Origin of the sequence: Brevibacterium sp. CFH 10365, from assembly GCF_009299785.1 — a bacterium.
Classification (GTDB): Bacteria; Actinomycetota; Actinomycetes; order Actinomycetales; family Brevibacteriaceae; genus Brevibacterium; species Brevibacterium limosum.
Genome location: NZ_VIGO01000005.1, coordinates 107,890 through 131,380 on the forward strand (window position 1 = coordinate 107,890; position 23,491 = coordinate 131,380).

Here is a 23,491-nt window from a genome sequence, read left to right on the forward strand (position 1 = left end):
GCGTGTCATTAACAGAATAGTCGTCAGTGATGCTTCTGACCAGGATAAATGCTCATGTCGTTCAGAATTGGAACGACAAGACGGCTTCACAGGCAACAGTGAAGTTATCGTTATGGAAATCCGGTTGACAGAAAATTCGATCAATGGCTGAATTTGTCCCTTCGTTCCTGAGGAGTATGGTTCTCGTTCGCGTCTTCCGAACCATTTCCCAGCTGTGGGCAGATCACGTCTGTTCGACTGGGAGCTCGCCTCAGCTCTGAGCGTGCTCCCCACGTTCGTCGATCCACGTCCAGCCGGCTGGAAGCAGTGCCCAGGCGGCAACCTCACGCCCGGCTTTCGAACTGTCGGCCAGTACGACGACGTGGTCTGCCCGCTCGGCGATGAGCTCTTTCGTGCGTGCTTCGTCGAGACTCGGTTCGCCGAGTCCCTGCGCCGGGTCGACGGCATCGGCGCCGAGGAACGCGATGTCGACATGGATGCGGGACAGCGCATGATCGGACAGTGCCCCGGTGGTTCCGTGCGACAGAGTCGAGACCTCACCGCCGACCATGATCACCTTGGGGCCGGCGGGATGAGCCAAGGTCAGTGCGATCTCGAGGCCGCGGGTGAAGACGGTGAGCTCACTGCGGTCCCTGATCCGCTCGGCCAGTCGCACGGTCGTCGATCCGGCGTCGAGGAACACAGTGCGCACCCGGGCCTCGTCGAGCCGTTCGAGAGCCCGGGCGGCGATGGCGTCCTTCGCTTCGGCCTGCTGCTCCATCCGCTCACCCAACGGCGGTTCGACGTAGCCGGCCGCGGCGGCTCCGCCGATGGTGCGGATGATCTCACCGTCAGCTGCCATCTCACGCAGATCGCGGCGGATCGTCGATTCCGACGTGTCGAGCTCCCCGGACAGGCGAGGAATGCTCCACGAACCGGTCTTGAGCAGGCCGAGAATGGCTTCGCGGCGTCGCTGAGTGCCCGATCGGATCGCCATCTGTCTTCCTCTCCTTCGGCACGGGGCCGATCGCAGCGGTCATCGCCGCGATCGGGCATGCGACTCAGCCTACTTGGGCAGGTACTCGGCGCGGATGCCGTCGACGAACGGAGCGTATCCGATGGCGGCGCGGTAGGCCGAGCGCATGGTGCCCGCATCGGCGATTCCCCGACCGGCGATGTCGAAGGCAGTGCCGTGGTCGACGGAGGTGCGCAGGATCGGCAGGCCGACGGTGACGGAGATGGTGCCGTCGAAGTCGAAGGTCTTCGACGCGATGTGTCCCTGATCGTGGTACTGCGAGAGGATCCCGTCGTACCGGCCGGTCAGTCCCTGATGGAAGACGGAGTCGGCCGGGATCGGTCCGGCGACGTCGAAGGCACCGTCGGCATTGACCTGCTCGACGGCCGGGCGGAGGATCTCGATCTCCTCGTCGCCGAAGGCTCCGTTCTCACCGCCGTGTGGATTGAGCGCGGCGACGGCCAGCCTCGGCGAGGAGACACCGTAGAGCTGAAGGGCGCGGTGGGCGCGTTCGATGGAGTCGATCTGCGTGTCCACGGTGAGGGCGTCGAGAGCCTTGCGCAGGGACATGTGGCGGGTGGCGAAGAAGATCTGGAGTTTGTGATCGGGGTCCTTCGTGTTCTCCACGACGAACATCGTGTCCTGCTTCGTCACTCCGGTCAGCTCACCGAGCATCTCGGTGTGCCCGAGGTGCTGCGAACCGGACTTCCACACGGCCTCCTTGTTGATGGGACCGGTGACGATGCCGGCGACCTTCTCGTCCATGGCCGCCTGCGCGGCGATCTCGATCGCGGCCACCGAGGCCCGGCCGGCACGAGCGTCGACGACGCCCCATTCGGGCAGGTCGTCGCCGAGGACGCCGATATCGAAGACGTCGATGACGCCTTCACCCGCCGAGGGGGTCGCCCAGTCGGAGATGGCGCGCAGCTCGACGTCGAGTCCGAGGACGTCGACGGCGCGTTTCATCACGGCCAGATCCGCCACGGCGATTCCGTGCTGATCGTCCCCGCCGGCGAATTCCGCGAGCACCGTGGCGGTGATCTCCGGTCCGATACCGACGGGGTCGCCCACGGTTACGGCGAGTGCTGGTGCTGTCATTGCTGTCTCCTCAGATGGTTCGGATGATTGTCGGTCGATGGGGTGCAGGGTTCGTCCCGCACGATTCAGTTCCGCCTGACGCGGGCAGTGGTCGAGAGGAACTCGAGGCACTCGACGGCGGTGCCGGCTGCACCGATGAGTCCGCCCTTCGTGACGATCGGCAGTCCGTCGGCGCGCCCACCGACGAGGCGACCGCCCACCGCCAGGGGCACGATCTCCTTGTCGATCTCCATGCCCAGTGCGCCGAGTTCGCGCATCACCGTGGCGGTGACGTCGCCGCCGGTGGTGTAGAGGCCGGAGATCGGCATCGCGGACATGACCGCTGAGGCGATGAGTGCCAGGCGCCGTGTCGTCAGTTCGGATTCTGCATCGGTGAGTTCGCGCAGATCGCTGGTTTCGAGGACGGTGGCGATGATGATCGCCCGCGCCGAGGCGGCCCGTTCGATGAGGCCGAGTGTGGCCTGGACGTCGGGCAGGCCCGCGTCGTCCAACGGTGGGCGGAGAATTGTGATCGTGGGATCCTCGGCGGCTGCCGCCAGTTGGGAGCGGGTGACCTCGGTGGCCGAGCCCGAAATGCCGAGCAGGACGCCGTCGGCCGGGGTCGGCAGCTGGGACAGGGCCAGGGAGAGGCTGCCGGGGCCGGGATCGATGGTCACCCAGTCCAGCTGCTCACCGGCGGCCAGACCTGCCCGATTGCGAACGTCAGGATCGGTCGCCTCGGCGATGTCGTGGCTGATCTCGGCGACGACGGAACCGACGAGGTCGATGTGGTCGGTGGTCAGAGCATCGGCGATGATCACTTCCGCCCCTTCGCCGAGGGCGTCGAGCACAGCGGTGCGGACGGCTTCACGGCCGGCCAGCACCGTGGCGATGTCGATGAGACGGCAATCGAGATCCGTGCCGACGGCCAGGATCTCATCGATGACGGAGGTGCGCATGGGGGAGCGGACATCGTGGGCGAGCTCGGTGTGTTCGAGCAGTCGGCCGCCCAGCAGCTGCCGTCCCTGCACGGTGGTCCGGCCGGCGGCGGGGAAGGCCGGCATGCACAGTCCCAGCACGCGGTGCTGCGGACCGCCGGAGGCGGTGAGTCCGCGCCTGCGCGCCGAGAGAGCGGCGGCGGCAGCAGGCCCGACATTGCCGCGCAGTGTGGTGTCGATGCGGCATGCCACGAGGTCGACGGCGCCAGCGGAATCGATGAGTTCGGTATAGAGCTCGCTGGCCTGCCGCGGTGGCAGGTGCCGGGAATCGGTGTTGACGACCACCGCGTCGAACTCATCGAGCAGGCCGCTGAGGTCGATGCTGCCCGCCGGGCTGGTATCGGTGACGGTGATCGTCCGCAGGCCCGCCTCGGCGAACAGGGCCCCGCAGGCATTGCCGCCGGTGAGGTCGTCGGCGACGATGAGGACGCGCGGGCTCGCCTGCGCCGAGGCGGCAGATGCGGTCGTGTCGGAGTCGGGCATGTGGGAGGTGCTCATACGACCAAGTCGAGCACGAACAGCAGCGGAAGGGAACAGATCCACACGGCGGTGGTGATTCCCGACCAGCCCTTGATGGCGTTGATTCCGTCGAGGCCGGTGAACCGGGTGACGACCCAGAAGTAGGAGTCGTTGAAGTAGGAGAAGACCATCGAACCGGCGGTGCAGGCCATCACGGCCACGAGCGGGTCGAGTCCCAGCGGGGCGATGAGCGGAGCCGTCACCGAGGCGGCGGTGATCATCGCGACCGTGCCCGATCCCTGGGCCAGGCGGACCAGGGAGGCGATGAGGAACGGAACGAGGAGGGCCGGCAGGCTGATGGAGGCGATCGCCTCAGCGAGGGCGTCACCGACACCTGATTCGCGCAGCACCAGTCCGAAGCTGCCGCCGGCACCGGTGATGAGCAGGATGAGCCCGGCCGATGCCGCGCCGTCGGCCAGCCAGCTCTGCACCTGGCTGCGCGGGGTCACGCGGGGCAGGAGCGTGTAGACGGCGAGGACGAGGCCGATGATCAGCGCGACGACGGGGTTGCCGAGGAAGGCCAGAGGTGCGACCCAGCCGGAGGGTTCGTAGGCGTCGCCGGCGAGTTCGCCCTGAGCGTTCTTGTCGATCGCGGTGCTCACGGTGTTGGCGACGATGAGCAGGAGCGGGACGATCAGCGGCAGGAATCCGAGGAAGGCCCCCGGCTTCTTCGGCGAACCAGGGGTGGAATCGGTTACGACCGAGTCTCCGCCTTCACCCGTGAGGACGCCGCCTGTCGAACCGGATGCGGGCTCGACGACCGCCTCGGCGTAGACGTCGTGCTTGACCTGGGCGTTGAGGACGGGTTCGAGTTTGGGTCCGATCCAGCGGGCGTAGACGACGACCACCGGCAGCAGGACGACCGTGAAGACGACGCCGGCCAGGATGACCGATCCGATGTCGGCTCCGAGGATGCCGGTGGCCGCCAGCGGGCCGGGCGTCGGCGGCACCATGTGGTGGGTGAGCGTCATTCCGCAGCCCAGAGCCAGGGCGAGGGTGACGTAACCGCCTTTCTTCACACGCGCGATCGAACGAGCCAGCGGGTTCATGATGACGTACCCGGAGTCGCAGAAGACCGGGATGGAGACGAGTGAGCCGACCGTGCCCATCGCCCAGGGCTCACGGCCCTTGCCGAAGGCGCGGAGGAAGGCCCGAGCCAGGGAGTCGGCAGCACCGGAGACTTCGAGGATCTTGCCGATGCCGACCCCGAGCCCGATGACGATGCCGATGCTGGCCAGGGTGTCGCCGAAGCCCGTGGTGATGGCGTCGACGATCGAGAGCAGGTCCTGGCCGGCGACGATTCCGGTGACGACGGATGCCAGGAGCAGAGCGATGAAGGCGTCGAGTCGGGTCGCGAGCACGATGACGACGATCGTCGCGATTCCGGCGATCAGCGCCAGGATGAGTTGCAGGTCCATAAGGTCCTCCGCAGTGAGGCCGGCTCGGGGAGCCAGGGTGTGTGGTTCTCATTGACTTCGACACGACCTGCGATGCCTGGGGCAACGATGATCAGAACGAAGTTGAACAGTATGAGCAAGTATGTGTCATAACTGCGCATTTATGCAATGTATGCGGAGAATCCTTACCGCTCTGCTCGGGTGTGGCGGCTGGGGTCTTTCTGACCGTGAGATCAGGCGCGCGGATCGACGATGATCTTCACGTGCTGCTCGTTGTTGTTGATGAGTTCGTCGAAGCCGCCCGTGATGAGCTCGTTCAGGCGCTCGCAGCGTGTGAGCCAGGGTTGCATGCGATTGCACATAGGGGAATCACCATTGATTTATACCCCCTAGGGGTATATCTTGGAGGCATGGACAAACAGCAGAATCATCAGCATATGCGGCCTGCTGAAACAGGCCACTCCGAACACACTGAGACCATGGACCACTCCGAACGCGGTCAACTTGACCACGACGGTCATGGCGGGCACGCAGGTCACGACGGGCACTCCGGCCATTCGGGCCACTCGGGTCATGCCGGCCACGGCGATCACGTCGCGCAGTTCCGGCGCCTGTTCTGGATCATGCTGGTCATCGCCGTTCCCGTCGTCGCATTCAGCCCGATGTTCGGCCACCTCGTCGGATACGAGGTTCCGGAAACCGGCTTCCTCGGTGCGCTCCGATGGCTCTCGCCGATCCTCGGCACCGTCATGTTCGTCTGGGGCGGCAGGCCGTTTCTGACCGGCGGTCTCGACGAGATCAAGGGCCGCAGCCCGGGCATGATGCTGCTCATCGCTCTGGCGATCACGGTTGCCTTCATCTCCTCCTGGGGGTCGTCGCTGGGTCTGCTCGACCCGCAGCTCGACTTCTGGTGGGAGCTGGCGCTGCTGGTCGTGATCATGCTCGCCGGTCACTGGATGGAGATGCGCTCGCTGGCGCAGACCACCTCGGCGCTGGACAGCCTCGCCGCACTGCTGCCCGATGAAGCCGAGAAGGTCGTCGACGGGGAGACGGTGAGCGTCGATCCGGCTGACCTCGTCGTCGGCGACATCGTCCTCGTCCGTCCCGGTTCCTCGATTCCCGCCGATGGTCGGATCATCGACGGTTCGGCCGATATGGACGAGTCCATGGTCACCGGAGAATCAGCCGCCGTTCGACGGGGCGAAGGCGAATCCGTTGTGGCCGGTACCGTCGCCACCGACTCCGGACTCCGCGTCGAGATCACCGCGATCGGTGACGACACCGCGCTGGCCGGAATCCAAAAGCTGGTCTCCGATGCCCAGAACTCCTCATCGCGCGCCCAGCGAATCGCCGATCGGGCTTCGGCCTGGCTGTTCTGGTTCGCTCTCGGGTCTGCCGTGATCACTGCGGCCGTCTGGTCGCTCATCGGTCTGCCGGATTCGGCGGTCGTGCGCACGATCACCGTGCTCGTCATCGCCTGTCCTCACGCTCTGGGCCTGGCCATTCCGCTGGTCGTCTCCATCGCCACCGAGCGGGCCGCCCGAGCCGGAGTCCTCGTCAAGGACCGTCTCGCACTCGAGACGATGCGCACGGTCGATTCCGTGCTCTTCGACAAGACGGGCACCCTGACGAAGGGCGAGCCGACGGTCACCGGCATCGAGGTGGTCCCGAGTGCAGGGCCCCACCGGACCGAGGGCGAGGTGCTCGGTCTGGCTGCCGCGGTCGAATCCGACAGCGAGCACCCGTTGGCCGCCGCCATCGTCCGGGCTGCGGCCGAACGGGGCGTCGATGTGCCGCGAGTATCCGACTTCTCCTCGTCACCCGCGGTCGGAGTCAGGGCCGTGATCGCGGGAGAGACGGTCGAGGTCGGTGGTCCCAGGCTGCTCGAGGCGCGCGATGCTCCCGAAGCCGAGGCCGCGGAGTCCTGGCGAGCCGAAGGCGCCATCATCCTCCATGTGCTCGTCGCAGGAGCCGTTGTGGGTGCCCTGCGTCTGGCCGACGAGATCCGGCCGGAATCTCGCGATGCCGTCGATGCCCTCCATGACGTCGGTGCGCAGGTCGTGATGATCACCGGAGACGCCGAGGCGGTCGCGCAGTCCGTGGCCTCCGAACTCGGCATCGACCGTGTCTTTGCCGGTGTTCATCCCGCTGACAAGGCGGCGAAGGTCGCCGAACTGCAGGATGAAGGACGCCGTGTGGCAATGGTCGGTGACGGTGTCAACGATGCCCCTGCTCTGGCGCAGGCCGATGTCGGCATCGCCATCGGCGCCGGAACCGATGTGGCCATCGGCTCTGCCGGGGTCATCCTCGCCTCCGACGACCCGCGTTCCGTGCTCTCGGTCGTCGAACTCTCTCGGGCGACCTACCGGAAGATGAAGCAGAACCTGTGGTGGGCAGCGGGATACAACCTGCTGTCGGTGCCGTTGGCGGCCGGAGTCCTCGCCCCCATCGGGTTCGTCCTGCCGATGAGCGTGGGCGCGATCCTGATGTCGATCTCGACGATCGTCGTCGCCCTCAACGCTCAGCTGCTGCGCCGACTCGACCTGCACCCGCAGGCGGCGGTCGAGCGAGTGCGGAGCCAGCGCTGATCGCAGCGGGCACGACTGAGGCGGGCGATGCTCTCGGCATCACCCGCCTCAGTCCGTTCATGCCGACAGAGTCATTCTTGTCGGCAGAGCGTCAGCGCGCCAGTGTCTCGCCGATCGAGCTGGTTCCGATGGCCAGCGTGACCTGCGTTCCCCACGGATCGACGACGCGAACCGAACGTCCGTCATCAGCGAAATCGAGATCGTGCGCACGCAGGCGAGCGACGAGGGCATCGAGGTCCTCGCGGCCGGGAACGGTGATCGCGACGTCGCCGAGGCCGAGGCCGGCCGCTCGGGGACCGGCGCCGCGGCTGTTCCAGGTGTTCATGGCGACGTGGTGGTGGTATCCGCCGGCCGCCGCGAAGAGGACTCCGGGCATCGATGACAGCGACGGCTCGAAGCCGAGTGCGTCGACGTAGAACTCGCGGGCCTGCGGAATGTTGCCGACCTGCAGGTGGACGTGGCCCACGATGCCGGGCTCGGCGGAGGCGTTCGCGAGGACGTCCTGGTCGAGGTGGCGTTCGAGGAAACGGTTCGGGTCGAGATAGAGCGTGTCCATCTGGACCTCACCGTCGAGTGAGTGCGTCCATTCCGAACGGGCACGGTCGACATAGAGTTCGATGCCGTTGCCCTCGGGATCGGTGAAGTAGAAGGCCTGGCTGACCAGGTGGTCGCTGGAGCCGACGAAGGTGCTGTTCGTGTTCTGCGCGGCATGGGCGACCGTGGCGGCCAGGGCCTCCTTGGTGTCGAACAGGAAGGCGGTGTGGAACAGGCCTGCCTGCTTGGGGTCGACGCCGGGCAGGCCCGGGGTGGACACGAGCTTGACCAGGGGAACGGTGCCGCGGCCGAGCACACGGTGGACCTCGCCGTCGCGCGCGGTCTCCTCGAGCGGTTCCATCGCCAGGGCGTTCGAGTAGTAGGTCGACATCTTCTCGAGGTCGCCGACGCGCAGGGTCACCGCGTCCATCCCGGTGGCCGCGCTGAGGTGCCTCTCGTCGACGGCGGGTGTCTGCAAGTCGGTGTAAATCGGTGCCTGGGTGGGGGTGGTGGTCATGCTGTCCTCCTGAGCGGATGGGCTGTTGATCTCAGTGTAGAGCAAACTAGTTTAAGGTTCAACTATGTGCTTGACGGATGTATTCCCGAGCTGCGCAGAGGCGGCCGTCGTCCATGATTGCGCCGACGCAGGCGTTGACAGGTCCGATAGATTCTCGGTCATGGAGCACAATCAGCGCCCGGAGGCGCCGAAGGCGGGCCGCACCGTCACGCATAAGGTCCTCAGTCTGCTGACGACCTTCGAAGAGCCGCGGCGCAGCTTCACACTCACCGAGCTCGCCGAGGCGGCGCAGATTCCTCTGAGCACCGCGCACCGACTGGTCAATGAGCTCGTCGAATGGGAGTTTCTCTCCCGCACTCCGCAGGGCCGATATCAGCTGGGGCTGCGGCTGTGGGAGATGGGGCAGAACGTCGGTCGGCAGCTGCGGGAGACGGCTCGACCATTCATCCAGGATCTCTATTCCTTCACGGGTGAGACATCCCAGCTCGCGATCCGCGACGGCCGTGAGGTGCTCTATATCGACCGGGTCTACGGGACAGAACGGGTCCCGCGCGCCTCGCGGGTCGGCGGACGCCTCCCGATGCATTCCACCGCTGTCGGCAAGGTGCTTCTCGCCTTCGAGGAAGACTGGCTCTCCGCGGCCTACCTGCGGCAGCCGCTGGATCAGGTGGCACCGCGGACCGTGACGAATCCCGGTCTGCTTGCCGAGCAGCTCGAGCATATCCGCGCCGAGGGATTTGCGGTGACCAATGAGGAGCAGAGACCAGGTGCGTGCTCGATTGCGGTTCCTGTCTTCCACACCGGACGCATCGGTTCGAGCATCGGCCTCGTCGTCGCATCCGAGAAAGCCGGTACATTGACTCGGCATCTGGCGACTCTCAAAGGGATCAGTGAGCGCATCGAGGCGGCAACCGCGAGGATTCCGCTCGAGACTCTGCTGGGTTCCCATCGCTGATTCCCGGGTGGGTCGCTGACCTCGACAGAAGCGCAGTCGACGCAGCGTGGCGCGACTATCTCGACGCGTCCAACTCGCTTCCGGTGAATGGAAGCCGCGCCATTGCGAATCGAGGCCGTGGCTGTAGTGTGATCATCACTGTCAGCAGTGACCCGCATCACAGGAGATGGAATGACTTTGCAATCCGCAGCAGAGACCGGCAAGTGCCCCTACAGCGACGCGGCACAGGGATCTCACCACGGGTACGAACCCTTCGACATGAAGAATCCCTTCCCCGCCTACGCCGAATTGCGCAAGGAAGAACCCGTGATGTTCGACGAGCGGGTCGGCTACTGGGTGATCACACGCTACGACGACATCAAGGCGGTCTTCGAAGACTGGGAGACCTTCTCCTCCGAGAACGCGCAGGCTCCGGTGCGCAGACGCGGCCCGCAGGCCACGAAGATCATGAACGACGGAGGCTTCACCGCCTACTCCGGACTCTCGGCACGGATCCCGCCGGAGCACACCCGCATCCGTGAGATCGTGCAGAAGGCCTTCACCCCGCGACGCTTCAAGAAGCTCGAACCGGAGATCCGCGACAACGTCGTCAGCCGAATCGAGGCGATGCTCGAACGTCCCGACAGGGACGGCGAGATCATCCGCGACCTCGCCTACGACATCCCGACCATCACCATCCTGACCCTCATCGGCGCCGATATCAGCAAGGTCGACACCTATAAGCGCTGGTCCGACTCGCGCGCCGCCATGACGTGGGGCGACCTGTCGGATGAGGAGCAGATCCCACATGCCCACAACCTCGTCGAGTATTGGCAGGAATGCCTGAGCCTCGTCGCCGATGCTCATGAGCACGGCGGGGATTCGATGACCGCCGACCTCGTCAAGGCACAGTCCGAAGGGGCGGAGATCAGCGATCATGAGATCGCCTCCGTCCTCTACTCCCTCCTCTTCGCCGGTCACGAAACCACGACGACGCTGATCGGCAACACCCTGCGGGTGCTGCTGGCCCACCCGGACCAGTGGCAGGCGCTCATCGACGACGAGAAGAAGATCCCCGCAGCGGTCGACGAGGTCCTCAGGTACTCCGGTTCGATCGTCGGCTGGCGCCGCAAAGCCCTGAAGGACACCGAGGTGGGAGGAGTGAAGATCGCCGAAGGCGAGGAACTGCTGCTGCTGATGGGTTCGGCCAACCGCGACGAATCCCGTTTCGACGGAGGAGAGGACTTCGACATCGGTCGATCCAACGCCCGCGAACACCTGTCCTTCGGTTTCGGAATCCACTACTGCCTGGGCAATATGCTCGCGAAACTCCAAGCGAAGATCTGCCTCCAAGAGATCACCCGCTTGGCACCGAACCTGAAACTCGCCGGCGACGAGGAAATCGACTTCCGCGAAAACCTCTCATTCCGTGTGCCGAAATCCGTCCCGGTGACCTGGTGAAGGAGAAGACCATGAGCCTCGTACAATCATTCGACTCCACGGCCGAACCCCGGCTGGCCGACCTCGGCGGCAAAGGGGCCTCGCTGGTGACCATGACGCAGGCAGGAATGCCTGTGCCACCCGGATTCGTCGTAACGACCGAATCCTTCGACACCTTCGTCTCCGAATCGGGCATCGCCGAGGAGATCGTGACCGAACTCGGGGCGCTCAATCCCGATGACGTCGCCGAGGTGGACGAGATCTCCGCGCGCATCCGCCGTCGACTCACCGACTCCGAGGTGCCCGAAGCGGTCCGGACCGCGACGAAGGCCGCCTACGACGAGCTCGCTGCCGCCTGCGGCGGCGAAGTGCCCACGGCCGTGCGGTCCTCGGCCACAGCAGAAGATCTGCCCGACGCCAGCTTCGCCGGCCAGCAGGACACCTACCTGTGGCTGACCGGATATGCGGCGGTGACCGAACACATCCGCCGATGCTGGGCCTCCCTCTACACCTCCCGAGCCATCATCTACCGCCTGAAGAACAACATCCCCGACGAAGGCCTGTCCATGGCCGTCGTCGTGCAGAAGATGGTGAACGCGAAGACCGCGGGAGTGGCGATCACGATGAACCCCGCCAACGGCGACCGGTCGAAGATCGCCGTCGACGCCTCCTGGGGAGTCGGAGAGACCGTCGTCTCCGGGCTCGTCACCCCCGACAACATTCTCCTGGACAAGATCACCCTGCAGGTCGTCCACGAACACATCGGCGACAAGCACATCGAACTCGTCCCCACCGAGGGTGAACTCGCCGAACGCGAGGTCCCGTCCGACCGCGCCGATGTCCGGTGCCTGTCCGATGAGGAGCTGACCGAAGTGGCGACCCTGGCCAAGCGGGCGGAGAAGCACTACAGATGCCCGCAGGACATCGAATGGGCACTCGATCGGGACCTGCCGGAAGGCGAGAACCTGCTCCTGCTGCAGTCCCGGCCCGAGACGGTGCACTCCTCTGCGGAGAAGAAGACCGAGAAGGAACCCGCCGCGGCGGTGAAGCCTCCAGCGACGGCGGCACCCACCGGTGGAATCGACCTCGGATCGATCACTGCCTCCCTGATGAAGAAGAGCGGCTGAACCCGGCCGCCGCCAACCTCACAGACCACCGAACTCACAAACCACCGATGCAATGGAGCAGACAATGTCAATGAAGTCGTTTCCTCGTCCCTCTGATCTTCCGGTTCCCGCCGGAGCCGAAGGCTGGGAGAAGATCTATCCCTACTATCTCGTGTTCCAGGACAGCCTGAAGGAGATCGAAGACGAGAAGTTCTGGTTCTGCGATTCGCAGCACTGGCCGACCGTGTTCAAACCGTTCGAGACCATCGGCGGAGAGTTCGCCGTCAAATGCCTGGGCCAGTACAACGCCCGCCACCTGATGATCCCCAATGCCAACGGCATCGATTTCCGCATCCACCAGGGCTACCTCTACATGTCGCCCATCCCCGTGCCCGAGGACCAGATCGAGGCTCGACTGCCGGAGTTCCAGGCACGCATCGGCCACTACTTCGCCAATTGGGAACCGCTCCTGGAACAGTGGAGGACGAAGGTGCGCGGAACCATCGATGAGATGGAAGAGCTCGACTTCTCGAAGCTTCCCGACATGGTCCCCATGGATGACATCCTCTCCGGCAAGGCCAAGGACGGATCCGAGCGACTGCTCGAGAACTTCGACAGGCTCATCCAGCTCGCCTACCAGAACTGGCAGTACCACTTCGAGTTCCTCAACCTCGGCTACATCGCCTACCTCGACTTCTTCAACTACTGCAAGGAGATCTTCCCCGACATTCCCGACCAGTCGATTGCGACGATGGTCCAGGGCGTGGACATGGAGCTCTTCCGCCCCGACGACGAGCTCAAACAGCTGGCCACCACGGCCGTCGAACTCGGCCTGCAGTCGGCGTTCGCCAACACCGATGACGCCGAGGCGACGCTCGAGGCCATCGCCGCAGCCGATGGGGGAACCGCCTGGCTGGCCCAGTGGGAGAAGGCTCAGGACCCCTGGTTCAACTTCACCACCGGCAACGGCTTCTACGCCCATGACGAGTACTGGAAAGAGAACTTCTCGATCCCGCTCGGCTTCATCGCCGATTACATCCGCCGCCTCGATGAGGGGCAGACGATCATGCGCCCCACCGCAGCACTCATCGACGAGAAGGAACGCATCGTCGAAGAGTATCGCGAGCTCCTCGACGACGAACAGGGTGCGACCTTCGAAGCCAAACGGCAGCTGGCCGCCACCGCCTACCCGTACGTGGAGAACCACAACTTCTACATCGAGCACTGGACGATGGGAGTGTTCTGGCGCAAGGTCCGCGAACTCGCTGCCACCCTCGTCGAGCACGGAGTCTTCGCCGAGGCAGGCGACTTCCTCTACCTCAACCGCAACGAAGTCCGAGACGTCCTCTTCGACCTCGTCACCGCCTGGGGCGTGGGCGCACCGCAGGGGCCGATCGCCCCGGCCTACTGGCCGCCGATCATCGAAGAGCGCAAGAAGATCGTCGCAGCTCTCAAGACCGCTCGCCCGCAGCCGGCGCTGAACACCCCGCCGGAAGCCATCACCGAGCCGTTCACCCGGATGCTGTGGGGCATCACCACCGAACAGGTCCAGTCCTGGCTCGAGGCCGATTCGGACAACGTCACCGGTCTGCGCGGAATGGCTGCCTCACCCGGTGTCGTCGAGGGCATGGCCCGTGTCGTCATGGATGCCTCACAGATCCATGAGATCGAACAGGACGAGATCCTCGTCGCCCCGGTCACCGCACCCAGCTGGGGGCCGATCTTCGGCAAACTCAAGGCCACTGTCACCGACATCGGCGGAATGATGAGTCACGCCGCCATCGTCTGCCGTGAGTACGCGCTGCCGGCCGTGACCGGCACAGGCAACGCGTCGACGACCATCCAGACCGGTCAGCGTCTGCGCGTGGACGGCACCCGCGGCACGGTGGAGATCCTCGACCTCGAGGACGCCGTCGCCGAAGTCAGCGGTCCCGGTGCCCACAGCCACGCCCACGCCACGGTCGTGAGCTGAACGATGAGCGATCCACGCACGGTGCTCATCACCGGCGCAGCCGGGGGACTGGGACGCGCCTTCGCCGAAGGATTCGCGGCGGCCGGCGACCGGGTGGTCGTCGCCGACATCAACCTCGCCGGGGCGGAGGAGACGGCCACGGCTCTGCGCGCCGCCTCGGCGGAGACCCTGGCCTGCGAGGTCGACGTCACTGACCGCGAATCGACGGTGAGACTCGCCGAGGCGGCCGCGGACTTCGGCGGCGGCAGCATCGACGTCGTCATCAACAACGCCGCGATCTATGCGGGGATCACCCGTTCACCCTTCGAGGACATCGCCGACGACGAATGGGACCTCGTGATGGGCGTCAACCTCAAGGGCCCCTGGCAGGTGACACGGTCAGTCAGCCCCTACCTGCCCGCGGGAGGAAGAGTCGTCAACCTGTCCTCGGCGACGGTGATGTCCGGATCCACCCGCTGGGCGCACTATGTGGCGTCCAAAGGCGGGGTCATCGCCCTCACCCGAGTGCTGGCGAAGGAACTGGGCACCAGGGACATCACCGTCAACGCGATCGCTCCCGGGTTCACGCTCACCGAAGCCAGCTATGAGCTCATGGACGATGCAGCGACCTACGGAGTCGACCGCGGCGCCATCCGGCGCGCCAGCCAACCCGATGACATCGTGGGCGCCACGATGTTCCTCGCCTCGCCCGAAGCCGGATACATCACCGGCCAGACACTCGTCGTCGACGGCGGCCGACAGTTCATCTGAATCTCCGCCCTCCACGACACCACGACCACAGACGACCAGCACCACTGTAGGAAAGGGAATGACATGCCGACCGTACATTTCACCGATTCCGAAGGCACCACCCGCGACATCGACGCGAAAGTCGGCGACTCCGTGATGGAGACCGCTGTGCGCAACGGAGTGCCCGGCATCGTCGCCGAATGCGGCGGGTCCCTCTCATGCGCCACCTGTCACGTCTTCGTCGACGAATCCGACCTCGACGATCTGTCCGAGATGTCGGAGATGGAAGACGAGATGCTGTGGGGCACGACCGAAGACCGGGAAGACAACTCCCGCCTGTCCTGCCAGCTCAAGATCACCGATGACACCGACCTGCACGTGACCACTCCGGAAACCCAGGTGTGACATGACGACGACAACGCAGACACCCCCGGCCGAGACACAGGATCGACCGGCCCGCACACAGACCGGGATGCTCATCATCGGAGCCTCCCAGGCCGGAGTGCAGCTGGCGATCTCGCTGCGGGGGACCGGATTCACCGAATCGATCACCCTCCTCGGCGAGGAGGACCACCGGCCGTACCAGCGCCCGGCCCTGTCGAAGGAGTTCCTCCAAGGCACGGTCGACAAGGAGAACCTCATCTTCCGCAGCGCCGAATACTGGGACGAGCACAACATCGAACTCGTCAGGAACACGCGCATCGAGAAGATCGACAAGAACCCCGATGGCTCCGGAGTCGCGGTCGCCGCCGACGGGGAGGAATACCCCTTCGCCCGACTGGCCCTGGCCGTCGGAGCGCGAGCCAGACCGCTCGAGGTTCCCGGTGCCGACCTCGCGGGAGTGACCTATCTGCGCAGCGCCGATGACGCGCTGTCGCTGAAGGGCAGCCTCGATGACTTCTCCGATGTCGTCGTCATCGGCGGCGGATTCATCGGTCTCGAAGTCGCCTGCTCCCTGCACGGGATGGGCAAGAACGCCACCGTGCTCGAACACGGCCCCCGACTCATCGGGCGCGCCGTCGGGGAGGAGACCTCCGAGTACTTCTACCGGGCGCACCGGGAACGCCAGCTCGACATCGTCCTCAACTCGCGGGTCGAAACACTGATCGATGACGGCAGCGGACGCGTGTCCGGAGTGGCACTGGCCGATGGGACCGTGGTCCCGGCCCAGCTGGTCATCGTCGGCATCGGCGTCATCCCGAACACCGGTCTGGCCGAACAGATGGGCCTGGAGACCGACAACGGAATCGTCGTCGACCGCTATGCGCTCGCCTCCGACGGCACGACCATCGCCGTGGGGGACGTGGCGAACATGCCCAACCCGCTGCCGGACGCGCCGGAAGGGGAGCGGATCCGCCTCGAGAGCGTGAATAACGCGATCGAACATGCGAAGGTCGCCGCCTATTCCGTCTCCGGCCGACGTGAAGAATATGCCGGCATTCCCTGGTTCTGGTCGAACCAGGCCGATATGAAGCTGCAGATCGCCGGACTGTCCATGGGGTTCGACTCCACCGTGGTTCGTCGCGACGACGAGAAGGGCAAGTTCAGCGTGCTGTACTACCGCGACGGCCAGATCATCGCAGCCGACTGTGTCAATGCTCCCCTGGACTTCATGGCCGTGCGCACCGCTCTGGCCAAGAACCAGCAGATACCTGCCGACCAGGCCGGCGATATGAGCGTCATGCTCAAATCCATCGCCGTCGACCGAGAGGATCCCCGATGAACACCCGAACCGACAGCAGCCGCCGCGAACAGGACTATCCGAGCTGGGCGGCAGCAGAATCCGGTGACACCGCAGCCGACCCCCGAGCCGTCCGCTTTGCCGCCGACTACCCGGTCCGCCCCATCCCGGTGGAAGGGACGGTCGACACTCAGCCGATCTGTTCGACCCCGGGCAGCGGATTCGAGGCGCTGTGGAAGCAGATCGAACCCGAGACGCGTACCCGCGGCAACGATGTGCACCTGCCGATCTCGGCCGCCTATGCCGAGCGTCTCTGTGACGCCTACCCTGCGGCCGACCGTGAGCTCGTGCTCGTCGCGATCATCCTGCACGACACCGGCTGGGCGCATGTCGACGAATCCCGGATCATCTCCGAAGGCTTCGGCGGTGACTGGCGCAAGGCCACGATCCGCTTCGAACACGAACGAGAAGGCTGTCTGGTCGCTCGCCGGGTTCTGCCGGATCTCGACTATTCCGAGGACTTCGTCGAACGCGTCTGCGAGATCATCGACGGTCACGACACCCGCCCGGTCGCCTACAGTCTCGAAGACGCACTGGTCCGTGACGCCGACCGTCAGTGGCGCTTCGACCGGGCCGGAATCGCCTTGTCCGCGTCCTGGTTCGATATGGATATGGCCACCTACACCGACCGGCTGCAGAGAGAGATCGTTCCCGAACTCATCACCGAAGCCGCAGTGACCATGGCCGAAGCAGACCTGCGTCGTCAACGGGATCTGCTGCGCACCGAGGTCATCCGATGAGCACCGTCGACACAGTGTCTGCGACACTCACCCGGGCCGATCTGCGCAGCGACCTGCCCTACAGCCACGTCGATGACCATTTCATCGACGGAGTCTGGACCAAGGCAGCCGATACCGAACGCAACCCTGTCATCGATCCGGCGACGGACGAAGTGTGGGGCTCGGTGCCGGCCGCCACCTCGGCGGAGCTCGACCGGGCCGTGGCCGCCGCACAGGCGTCGATGACCGCATGGGCGGGTCTGACGGCGGGAGCGCGGGCGGAATACCTGGTGCGGATCGCCGAGGAGATCGAAGCGCGAGCAGAAGACCTGGCACGGACGAACACCCTGGAGAACGGCACCCCGATCTCCGAGACCCGGGGAGCCGCGGCGAATGCGGCCGGAATCTTCCGCCATTTCGCCACCTTGTCCGGATGGATCGATGATGAGGACGTCCGCGATTTCCCTGCCGCGACCGACTCCTATTCGGTGGTGCGCAAGGACCCGATCGGTGTCTGCGCACTCATCGCTCCGTGGAATTTTCCGATCAACCTCGTCGTCGTCAAGCTCGCTCCGGCGCTCTTGGCCGGCTGCGCCGTGGTCATCAAACCCGCATCGGTGACCCCGCTGTCCATCCGCTTCATCGTCGATGCCATTGCCGCTGCGGGAGTGCCTGCTGGTGTGGTCAATCTGCTCACAGGGCCCGGACGATTCGGCGACGCCCTCGTCCGACACCCGGGAATCAGCAAGGTGGCGTTCACCGGTTCGACCCCGGTGGGGCGCCGGATCGCCGCTGCCTGCGGTGAGCTGCTGCGTCCGGTGACACTGGAACTCGGCGGCAAATCCTCGGCGATCGTGCTGCCCGATGCCGATCTGGAGACGATGGGGCGGGTGCTCGTGCGATCGTGCATGCGCAACACGGGGCAGACCTGTTATATCTCCACCCGGATCATCGCACCGGCATCCCGGTACGACGAAGTCGTCGAGCTGGTGGGCCGGACGATAGCCGAGGGCCGGCAGGGTGATCCTCTGGCCGAGGACACAGTGTTCGGGCCTGTGGCCTCGCGGTCCCAGTACAACACCGTCATGGACTTCATTGCCTCCGCGCACGAGGAAGGAGCGCGGGCGGTCACCGGGGGAGCCGCCGCCGAGATCGAAATCGACGGAAAGGTCGGACTGTTCATCCGACCGACCGTCTTCGCCGAGGCGACCCCGCAGATGCGCATCGCCCGGGAGGAGATCTTCGGCCCCGTCATCTCCATCCTGCGCTACGACGATTCGCACGGACCCGACGACGCCATCGCCTTGGCCAACAACACGGAGTTCGGACTCGGTGGGATCGTCTTCGGAAGCGATGCCGACGCCGCGCAAGAGGTGGCCGAGAGGGTCGATTCCGGTTCGGTGGGAGTGAACTTCTTCGGGTCGAACCATTCGGCCCCCTTCGGCGGGCGGCATGACTCCGGACTGGGGGTCGAATACGGCATCGAAGGTCTCAGCCAGTACATCACCTACCAGTCGATCCACCGGAAGCGGTGAGACCGCGTACGGTGTGGCCAGGCGCTGTGTGACCGAGGCGATGCGGCACCAGTCGACTCTCGCCGATAGGCTGGTGCCATGAGGTTCGTTTCGAAGTCCACCCCTGCGCTCGCTGTCGCGGGGCTCCTGACGGCCGCACTCATCGGTCTCAGCGGCTGCGGCAGCGACACTGACTCCGCACCGGAGCCCGAGTCGACACCGACAGCAACCCTGGACGTCGTGGCGCAGGGCTTCGATTCCCTCGCCGAGCTCTCGGACTATGTGGCGCAGTCCTTGGACGGGGTCGAGGTGAGTCTCGAATCCGAGACGAACCCCGACTTCAACGAGGAGACCGAACCCGAGCGCCTCCATGTCGACTTCGCCTCGGATGAGAACAGGGCACAGGACATGGAGGCCACCGCACTGATCGTCCAGGCGACCTCACAGGCGGCCTTCGACTATGACATCCTCATGGTCACCGGCGACGTGTCGGCTGGGGAGTGGTCGTACCTCTACGATCGGTCGACCGTCGAAGAGCTCACCGGCGGCGGCCACATCGTCGTCGCCGACATCTGGGACTCGGCCGAACAGAGCTTCGACACCATCCACCGCTGAGGCTCTGCCGCCCTACTTCTCGACGGCGACGCCGTCGGCGTCGGCGAAGACCATCGCTCCGGGGCGGATCGTCGCGCCGCCCATCTCCACAGCCACGTCGATCTCACCGGCGCCGTCCTTCGCACTCTTGCGCGGATTGCTGGCCAGTGCCTTGATCCCGAACTCCATCTCCGCCAGAGCCTCACGGTCGCGGACGGCGCCATTGATGACGACACCGTTCCAGCCGTTTCGGACCCCCGCCTCGGCGATCATGTCTCCCATGAGGGCAGTGGCGATCGAACCGTCACCGTCGATGACGAGCACGGCGCCGTCGCCAGGCTGATTGAGGGTCTGCTTGACCAGGCCGTTGTCCTGGAAGCAGCGGATCGTGCGAGCCGGCCCCGAGAACGAGGTCTTGGCTCCGAAGTCGCCGAAGTCCAGGGCGATCGAATACAGGTCCTCACCGCGTTCGTCCCACAGGTCTGCTGTCGAAACTGTCATCTGTCTGCCTTCCGTTGGTGGTGTGATCCGGAGTCGGTCAGGCGAATGCCTGGGTGCGGGCATAGAGTCCGGGGACTCCGCCGGAGTGGACGAAGACGACCGCGTCCTCGGAGGAGAAGCGGCCGATGCGGATGAGATCAATGAGGCCGGCCGCGGCCTTGCCGGTGTAGACGGGGTCGAGGAGGATCCCCTCGGTGCGAGCGAAGAGACGCACAGCCTCGACCATCTCGAGAGACGGCAGAGCATATCCGATCCCGAAATAGTCGCCGAGTCCCACTGTGGCTTCGCGAGGAACCGAGGGCAGATCGAGGAACCGTGCCGTGGAGTCGACGAGGTCGACGATCTTCGGTTCCTGTTCCGCCTGTGTCCGGCTGACGTTGATGCCGATGACCGGGATCTCGCTTCCCGCGCTGTGAAGTCCGACGATGAGGCCGGCCTGCATCCCGGTCGAGCCGCTGGGTGCCACGATCGTGGGGGACTCCACCCCCGTCTCGGCGATTTGGTCGAGCATCTCGAGGGCACAGTCGACGTAGCCGAGCGCACCGACCGGATTCGAACCGCCGACCGGGATGACATAGGGCTTCCTGCCCTCGGCGCGCAACTTTTCGGCCAGCTTCTCAGCCTCGCCGAGGAGGTCGGCCCCATGGCCGAGCATCGTGACCGAATCCGCGCCGAGGAGGTCGAAGAGCAGGAAATTGCCCGTGTTCTCGGGCGGGTTCGCCCCTGCCGGACCGAGGGCCGTGCCCTTTGGACCGAGATCCTCCTCGACGATGAGGTGGCAGCCGAGGCCTTCGACGCGTGCGGCGGACAGGGTCAGTCGGCAGTGATTGGACTGGACCCCGCCGACGGTGATGAGTGTGTCCGCGTCCTGGTTCAGGGCATCGGCGATGAGGAACTCGAGTTTGCGCGTCTTGTTCCCACCCTGGGTCAGTCCCAGCCGGTCATCGCGTTTGATCCAGATCTGCGGTCCGCCGAGTTCGGCTGACAGGCGCTGCAGAGGCTGGAGAGGTGTCGGTCCTTCGGTGTAGCGGCGACGTGGGATTTCGTTCAGGGTGACCATGGTTCTCGAGTCTACCGAGCTGGTCAGCTGTGCTGACAAGACGCCGACCAGAATCTGGTCAACGGGATGATATCCGGTTGTCCTCAGCTGACGAACTCGCCCTCTCGAACAGCGTCGCCGCCCTTGTCCGCGGCGATCGCGTTTCTCACCGTCAGGTTCATGACGTCATGGGTATCCAGATTCGTGTAGGACACCCAGGTGTACCCCTTGCCGGAATCGGCTGACGTGCGATGCCAGCGTTTGACGTGCCCGTCGTCGGCCTCGGTGAGGGCATCGACGACGTTCTGTGTGGCAAGACGGTCCATGACCAGGTCGTCACCGATGCCGTAGGCAGTGACCAGTCTGTCTGCGTACTCGACGGCACTGATCGGATAGCCCGAGCTTTGGGGTGCCTGAGCAGCGCTGGCCGCGGATACGGTCTCGGTGGAAGCCGATGCCGGCCCGGCGACGGTCCCCAGAGAGGCGAGACCGGCTAGGGCGGTGACTCCCCACATTGCGGCGTGGGTGCGGACGGTGGCGGGCATGTGACATCTCCTCTTCCAGATCACGGTCATTGCTGCACACGAGTATCGTCAGCGCAGGTGAGAACCGATTCCCGGAGTCTGAACAGAAGCTGAATCGCGGAGCCGCGATTGCAGACGTTCTATTGCGTTCCTATGACATCTCCGAGACATTCGACTGGAAGGGGGCTTGTCCGCATCTGTGGACCCGGAAGTGTGACGGATTCACCGAGCTTACGGAATCAGATCGTGATCATCCTCTGCCTGATCCATCCAGTCCTTTCCGTCGAGGATGCGGGCGACCATCATCGAACTCGCCTGATCGCCGACCGCATTGACCGTGGTGGCCGGGGGATCGATGACGGTCCCGATGATCTGGATGATCGGCAGTGCTGCCGCCGGGAAGCCGTAGAGGGTGATGATCATTAGCTCACCGATGAAGCCTCCGGACGGGATCCCCGCCATGACCATTCCGGCCAGCAGTGCCACCGCGATGGCGATGACGATGTTCTCCAGGGTGAAGAAGTCGCGCTGGAACACCGCGAAGAGGAACGCGATCTTGAGGATCGCGGACAGACTCGACCCTTCCATATGGATCGTGGCACCGATCGGCACGATCGTCTCACGGATGTCCCGGGGGACTCCGATCCTCTCTCCCGCACGCAGGTTCGCCGGGATCGCCGCCACCGAGGAGGACGTGCCCAAGGAGATCGCGGTGGGTTCGAGGATATTGCCCCAGAACCGAGAGACGCCTCGGCGGCCGCCGGCGAGGAAGGAGTAGAACGTGAACGCGAGGATGAAGTAGGCGATCGCCACCGGGTAGTAGACGAGGAAGGCGCGAACATAGTCTCCGACGAGCTGGGAGCCGAGGTCACCGATGAGAGCGGCGAAGTAGGCGCCGAGACCGATCGGGGCGTAGTACATGACGATCGAGGTGAATTTGAGGAACACTTCGGTGCCGGAGTTCAGGAACCGGGCGAACGGCCGGCCCGCGTCGCCGGTCTTGCTGGTGGCGAATCCGACGATGACGGCGAATACGATGAGGGCGAGCATATGCTCGGCGGACAGGATCTTCGAGAAGTCGTCGACGACGACGGTCTGGACGAGCTGATCGCCGATGGACCCGACCTCCTCGACGTTCTCCGGTTCCTGCATCTCCACCTGGACTCCGTCGGTGGCGTTGAAGATGCGCAGCGCGGCGACCATGATGATGGAAGCGATGATGCCGGTGACGGCGAAGACGCCGAGCATGCTGCCCATGATCTTGCCCAGTCGCGCGGCCGAGGACATTCCCGCGACCGCGGAGGCGATGGAGAAGAACACGAGCGGCACGACGAGGGTGAACATCATGTTGATGAACAGAGTGCCGAACGGCTTGATGACGGTGGCGCGTTCACCGAAGACGAGGCCGATGACCGCTCCGATGACCACCCCGGCGAGGATGAAGAGCGGGAAACGGTAATTGCGGAGAATCCGGAGGAATCCCGACGACTGAGTCTTCGAGTCCGAGGTCTGCGCAGCCGAGGCAGCGGGGGAGGGCATAGGCTCTGCCTTTCATATCAGCATCATTGTTCCGCCGACAGCGCGGCGAGGCGTCGTTGCCCTGGCGATAGTACCCGTGACACAGCGGAACCCGGCACGCGGATGGCCGCGGACCGGGTTCTTCGGTCGAGCAGACGAATCAGCTCTCGGTCGACGTCTCGGAATCCTCGGAGCCCCCGAGCGGAGTCGCTGCGGACTCGTCGATTGCCTCGTGCGAGCCGTCCGGGCGGCGATGGAGAGTCACGCCTTCCGCCTCGGCGGCCTTCTTCAGCTCCTCTTCGGACGGGTCTTCGGCATATCCGGGGGTCGACCCGTAGGCGACATCGGGCCCGCTGGCCTTGGCCGCGAATTCGTCGAGCTTGTCGTTGATCCTGTCGATCTTGCCCTGTGGATCTTTTCGATCGGTCATCTTCCAGCACCTCACTGATTCGAAGACGGTGTACCTGTGACCATAGCTGTTTTCATGGATTCGTCCAGGGGGATGCCTCCCGTGCAGACGCTGAGTCGAGCTTTAC

Annotated in this window: 21 protein-coding genes; 11 read left to right on the forward strand and 10 right to left on the reverse strand. The window is 65.0% G+C overall.

Annotated features, from left to right (window positions below; translation table 11 throughout):
- Positions 1–250 precede the first annotated feature (250 nt).
- From FHG09_RS11325 to FHG09_RS11340, 4 genes are all read right to left on the reverse strand, one after another.
- Positions 251–976: a DeoR/GlpR family DNA-binding transcription regulator gene (locus FHG09_RS11325; RefSeq protein WP_152347776.1), complete on the reverse strand. Its 726-nt coding sequence runs from the start codon at positions 974–976 to the stop codon at positions 251–253.
- Between the two features lie 69 nt (positions 977–1,045).
- Positions 1,046–2,092 carry a 4-hydroxythreonine-4-phosphate dehydrogenase PdxA gene (gene pdxA, locus FHG09_RS11330; protein ID WP_152347777.1) on the reverse strand — a complete coding sequence of 349 codons (1,047 nt, stop codon included), beginning with the start codon at positions 2,090–2,092 and terminating at the stop codon, positions 1,046–1,048.
- 65 nt (positions 2,093–2,157) lie between these two features.
- Complete coding sequence (locus tag FHG09_RS11335) at positions 2,158–3,567, reverse strand: four-carbon acid sugar kinase family protein (protein ID WP_227492716.1); 1,410 nt, start codon at positions 3,565–3,567, stop codon at positions 2,158–2,160.
- Positions 3,564–5,006, reverse strand: coding sequence for a GntP family permease (locus FHG09_RS11340; protein WP_193627365.1), 1,443 nt, complete (start codon positions 5,004–5,006; stop codon positions 3,564–3,566). The genes FHG09_RS11335 and FHG09_RS11340 overlap by 4 nt, the downstream gene beginning before the upstream one ends.
- A 389-nt stretch (positions 5,007–5,395) precedes the next feature.
- Between FHG09_RS11340 and FHG09_RS11345 the strand changes: the two genes are divergently transcribed.
- Positions 5,396–7,573, forward strand: a complete 2,178-nt coding sequence (locus tag FHG09_RS11345) for a heavy metal translocating P-type ATPase (protein ID WP_152347778.1) — start codon at positions 5,396–5,398, stop codon at positions 7,571–7,573.
- 91 nt (positions 7,574–7,664) lie between these two features.
- On the opposite strand, the gene FHG09_RS11350 is transcribed toward FHG09_RS11345, so the two are convergent.
- Positions 7,665–8,624, reverse strand: a complete 960-nt coding sequence (locus tag FHG09_RS11350; RefSeq protein WP_152347779.1) for a VOC family protein — start codon at positions 8,622–8,624, stop codon at positions 7,665–7,667.
- Between the two features lie 160 nt (positions 8,625–8,784).
- Here FHG09_RS11350 and FHG09_RS11355 point away from each other — a divergent pair, with 160 nt between their 5' ends.
- The 10 genes from FHG09_RS11355 to FHG09_RS11400 all read left to right on the forward strand — a co-directional run bounded on the left by FHG09_RS11355 (position 8,785) and on the right by FHG09_RS11400 (position 19,394).
- Positions 8,785–9,579, forward strand: coding sequence for an IclR family transcriptional regulator (locus tag FHG09_RS11355; protein ID WP_152347780.1), 795 nt, complete (start codon positions 8,785–8,787; stop codon positions 9,577–9,579).
- Positions 9,580–9,750: 171 nt separating this feature from the next.
- Positions 9,751–11,019: a cytochrome P450 gene (locus FHG09_RS11360; RefSeq protein ID WP_152347781.1), complete on the forward strand. Its 1,269-nt coding sequence runs from the start codon at positions 9,751–9,753 to the stop codon at positions 11,017–11,019.
- An 11-nt stretch (positions 11,020–11,030) separates the two neighbouring features.
- Complete coding sequence (locus tag FHG09_RS11365) at positions 11,031–12,125, forward strand: PEP/pyruvate-binding domain-containing protein (protein WP_152347782.1); 1,095 nt, start codon at positions 11,031–11,033, stop codon at positions 12,123–12,125.
- A 64-nt stretch (positions 12,126–12,189) separates the two neighbouring features.
- Positions 12,190–14,076, forward strand: a complete 1,887-nt coding sequence (locus FHG09_RS11370; RefSeq protein ID WP_152347783.1) for a PEP-utilizing enzyme — start codon at positions 12,190–12,192, stop codon at positions 14,074–14,076.
- Positions 14,077–14,079: 3 nt separating this feature from the next.
- Positions 14,080–14,826 (forward strand): SDR family NAD(P)-dependent oxidoreductase, encoded by a 747-nt coding sequence (locus FHG09_RS11375; protein WP_152347784.1) that lies wholly within the window; start codon positions 14,080–14,082, stop codon positions 14,824–14,826.
- Between the two features lie 63 nt (positions 14,827–14,889).
- Positions 14,890–15,210 (forward strand): 2Fe-2S iron-sulfur cluster-binding protein, encoded by a 321-nt coding sequence (locus FHG09_RS11380; protein ID WP_152347785.1) that lies wholly within the window; start codon positions 14,890–14,892, stop codon positions 15,208–15,210.
- 1 nt (position 15,211) lies between these two features.
- Positions 15,212–16,528 carry an NAD(P)/FAD-dependent oxidoreductase gene (locus FHG09_RS11385; RefSeq protein WP_152347786.1) on the forward strand — a complete coding sequence of 439 codons (1,317 nt, stop codon included), beginning with the start codon at positions 15,212–15,214 and terminating at the stop codon, positions 16,526–16,528.
- The gene (locus FHG09_RS11390) at positions 16,525–17,286 is read left to right on the forward strand and encodes an HD domain-containing protein (protein WP_152347787.1); all 762 of its coding nucleotides are present in this window, start codon (positions 16,525–16,527) and stop codon (positions 17,284–17,286) included. Before FHG09_RS11385 ends, FHG09_RS11390 begins: the two co-directional genes overlap by 4 nt.
- Positions 17,283–18,800, forward strand: coding sequence for an aldehyde dehydrogenase family protein (locus tag FHG09_RS11395; protein ID WP_152347788.1), 1,518 nt, complete (start codon positions 17,283–17,285; stop codon positions 18,798–18,800). Before FHG09_RS11390 ends, FHG09_RS11395 begins: the two co-directional genes overlap by 4 nt.
- Before the next feature lie 78 nt (positions 18,801–18,878).
- A complete protein-coding gene (locus FHG09_RS11400; RefSeq protein WP_152347789.1) occupies positions 18,879–19,394 on the forward strand; it encodes a hypothetical protein in 516 nt (171 codons plus the stop codon).
- Between the two features lie 12 nt (positions 19,395–19,406).
- Here the strand turns inward: FHG09_RS11400 and rraA are convergent, their stop codons facing one another.
- The 5 genes from rraA to FHG09_RS11425 form a co-directional block, all read right to left on the reverse strand.
- Complete coding sequence (gene rraA, locus FHG09_RS11405; RefSeq protein ID WP_152347790.1) at positions 19,407–19,874, reverse strand: ribonuclease E activity regulator RraA; 468 nt, start codon at positions 19,872–19,874, stop codon at positions 19,407–19,409.
- A gap of 37 nt (positions 19,875–19,911) precedes the next feature.
- Complete coding sequence (locus tag FHG09_RS11410; RefSeq protein ID WP_152347791.1) at positions 19,912–20,934, reverse strand: D-cysteine desulfhydrase; 1,023 nt, start codon at positions 20,932–20,934, stop codon at positions 19,912–19,914.
- Between the two features lie 83 nt (positions 20,935–21,017).
- A complete protein-coding gene (locus FHG09_RS11415) occupies positions 21,018–21,458 on the reverse strand; it encodes a hypothetical protein (protein WP_152347792.1) in 441 nt (146 codons plus the stop codon).
- Between the two features lie 210 nt (positions 21,459–21,668).
- Positions 21,669–22,976, reverse strand: a complete 1,308-nt coding sequence (locus FHG09_RS11420; protein ID WP_152347793.1) for a dicarboxylate/amino acid:cation symporter — start codon at positions 22,974–22,976, stop codon at positions 21,669–21,671.
- Between the two features lie 139 nt (positions 22,977–23,115).
- A complete protein-coding gene (locus FHG09_RS11425; RefSeq protein ID WP_152347794.1) occupies positions 23,116–23,385 on the reverse strand; it encodes a hypothetical protein in 270 nt (89 codons plus the stop codon).
- Positions 23,386–23,491: the final 106 nt, after the last annotated feature.

Bases quoted from the DNA above. Each gene is read 5' to 3' on its own strand.
- FHG09_RS11335 (WP_227492716.1), bottom strand. From the start codon at position 3,567: ATGAGCACCTCCCACATGCCCGACTCCGACACGACCGCATCTGCCGCC.
- rraA (WP_152347790.1), bottom strand. From the start codon at position 19,874: ATGACAGTTTCGACAGCAGACCTGTGGGACGAACGCGGTGAGGACCTG.
- FHG09_RS11325 (WP_152347776.1), bottom strand. From the start codon at position 976: ATGGCGATCCGATCGGGCACTCAGCGACGCCGCGAAGCCATTCTCGGC.
- FHG09_RS11420 (WP_152347793.1), bottom strand. From the start codon at position 22,976: ATGCCCTCCCCCGCTGCCTCGGCTGCGCAGACCTCGGACTCGAAGACT.
- FHG09_RS11365 (WP_152347782.1), top strand. From the start codon at position 11,031: ATGAGCCTCGTACAATCATTCGACTCCACGGCCGAACCCCGGCTGGCC.
- FHG09_RS11345 (WP_152347778.1), top strand. From the start codon at position 5,396: ATGGACAAACAGCAGAATCATCAGCATATGCGGCCTGCTGAAACAGGC.
- FHG09_RS11410 (WP_152347791.1), bottom strand. From the start codon at position 20,934: ATGGTCACCCTGAACGAAATCCCACGTCGCCGCTACACCGAAGGACCG.
- FHG09_RS11400 (WP_152347789.1), top strand. From the start codon at position 18,879: ATGAGGTTCGTTTCGAAGTCCACCCCTGCGCTCGCTGTCGCGGGGCTC.
- FHG09_RS11340 (WP_193627365.1), bottom strand. From the start codon at position 5,006: ATGGACCTGCAACTCATCCTGGCGCTGATCGCCGGAATCGCGACGATC.
- FHG09_RS11415 (WP_152347792.1), bottom strand. From the start codon at position 21,458: ATGCCCGCCACCGTCCGCACCCACGCCGCAATGTGGGGAGTCACCGCC.
- FHG09_RS11425 (WP_152347794.1), bottom strand. From the start codon at position 23,385: ATGACCGATCGAAAAGATCCACAGGGCAAGATCGACAGGATCAACGAC.
- FHG09_RS11350 (WP_152347779.1), bottom strand. From the start codon at position 8,624: ATGACCACCACCCCCACCCAGGCACCGATTTACACCGACTTGCAGACA.
- FHG09_RS11390 (WP_152347787.1), top strand. From the start codon at position 16,525: ATGAACACCCGAACCGACAGCAGCCGCCGCGAACAGGACTATCCGAGC.
- FHG09_RS11355 (WP_152347780.1), top strand. From the start codon at position 8,785: ATGGAGCACAATCAGCGCCCGGAGGCGCCGAAGGCGGGCCGCACCGTC.
- FHG09_RS11360 (WP_152347781.1), top strand. From the start codon at position 9,751: ATGACTTTGCAATCCGCAGCAGAGACCGGCAAGTGCCCCTACAGCGAC.
- FHG09_RS11385 (WP_152347786.1), top strand. From the start codon at position 15,212: ATGACGACGACAACGCAGACACCCCCGGCCGAGACACAGGATCGACCG.
- pdxA (WP_152347777.1), bottom strand. From the start codon at position 2,092: ATGACAGCACCAGCACTCGCCGTAACCGTGGGCGACCCCGTCGGTATC.
- FHG09_RS11380 (WP_152347785.1), top strand. From the start codon at position 14,890: ATGCCGACCGTACATTTCACCGATTCCGAAGGCACCACCCGCGACATC.
- FHG09_RS11370 (WP_152347783.1), top strand. From the start codon at position 12,190: ATGTCAATGAAGTCGTTTCCTCGTCCCTCTGATCTTCCGGTTCCCGCC.
- FHG09_RS11395 (WP_152347788.1), top strand. From the start codon at position 17,283: ATGAGCACCGTCGACACAGTGTCTGCGACACTCACCCGGGCCGATCTG.
- FHG09_RS11375 (WP_152347784.1), top strand. From the start codon at position 14,080: ATGAGCGATCCACGCACGGTGCTCATCACCGGCGCAGCCGGGGGACTG.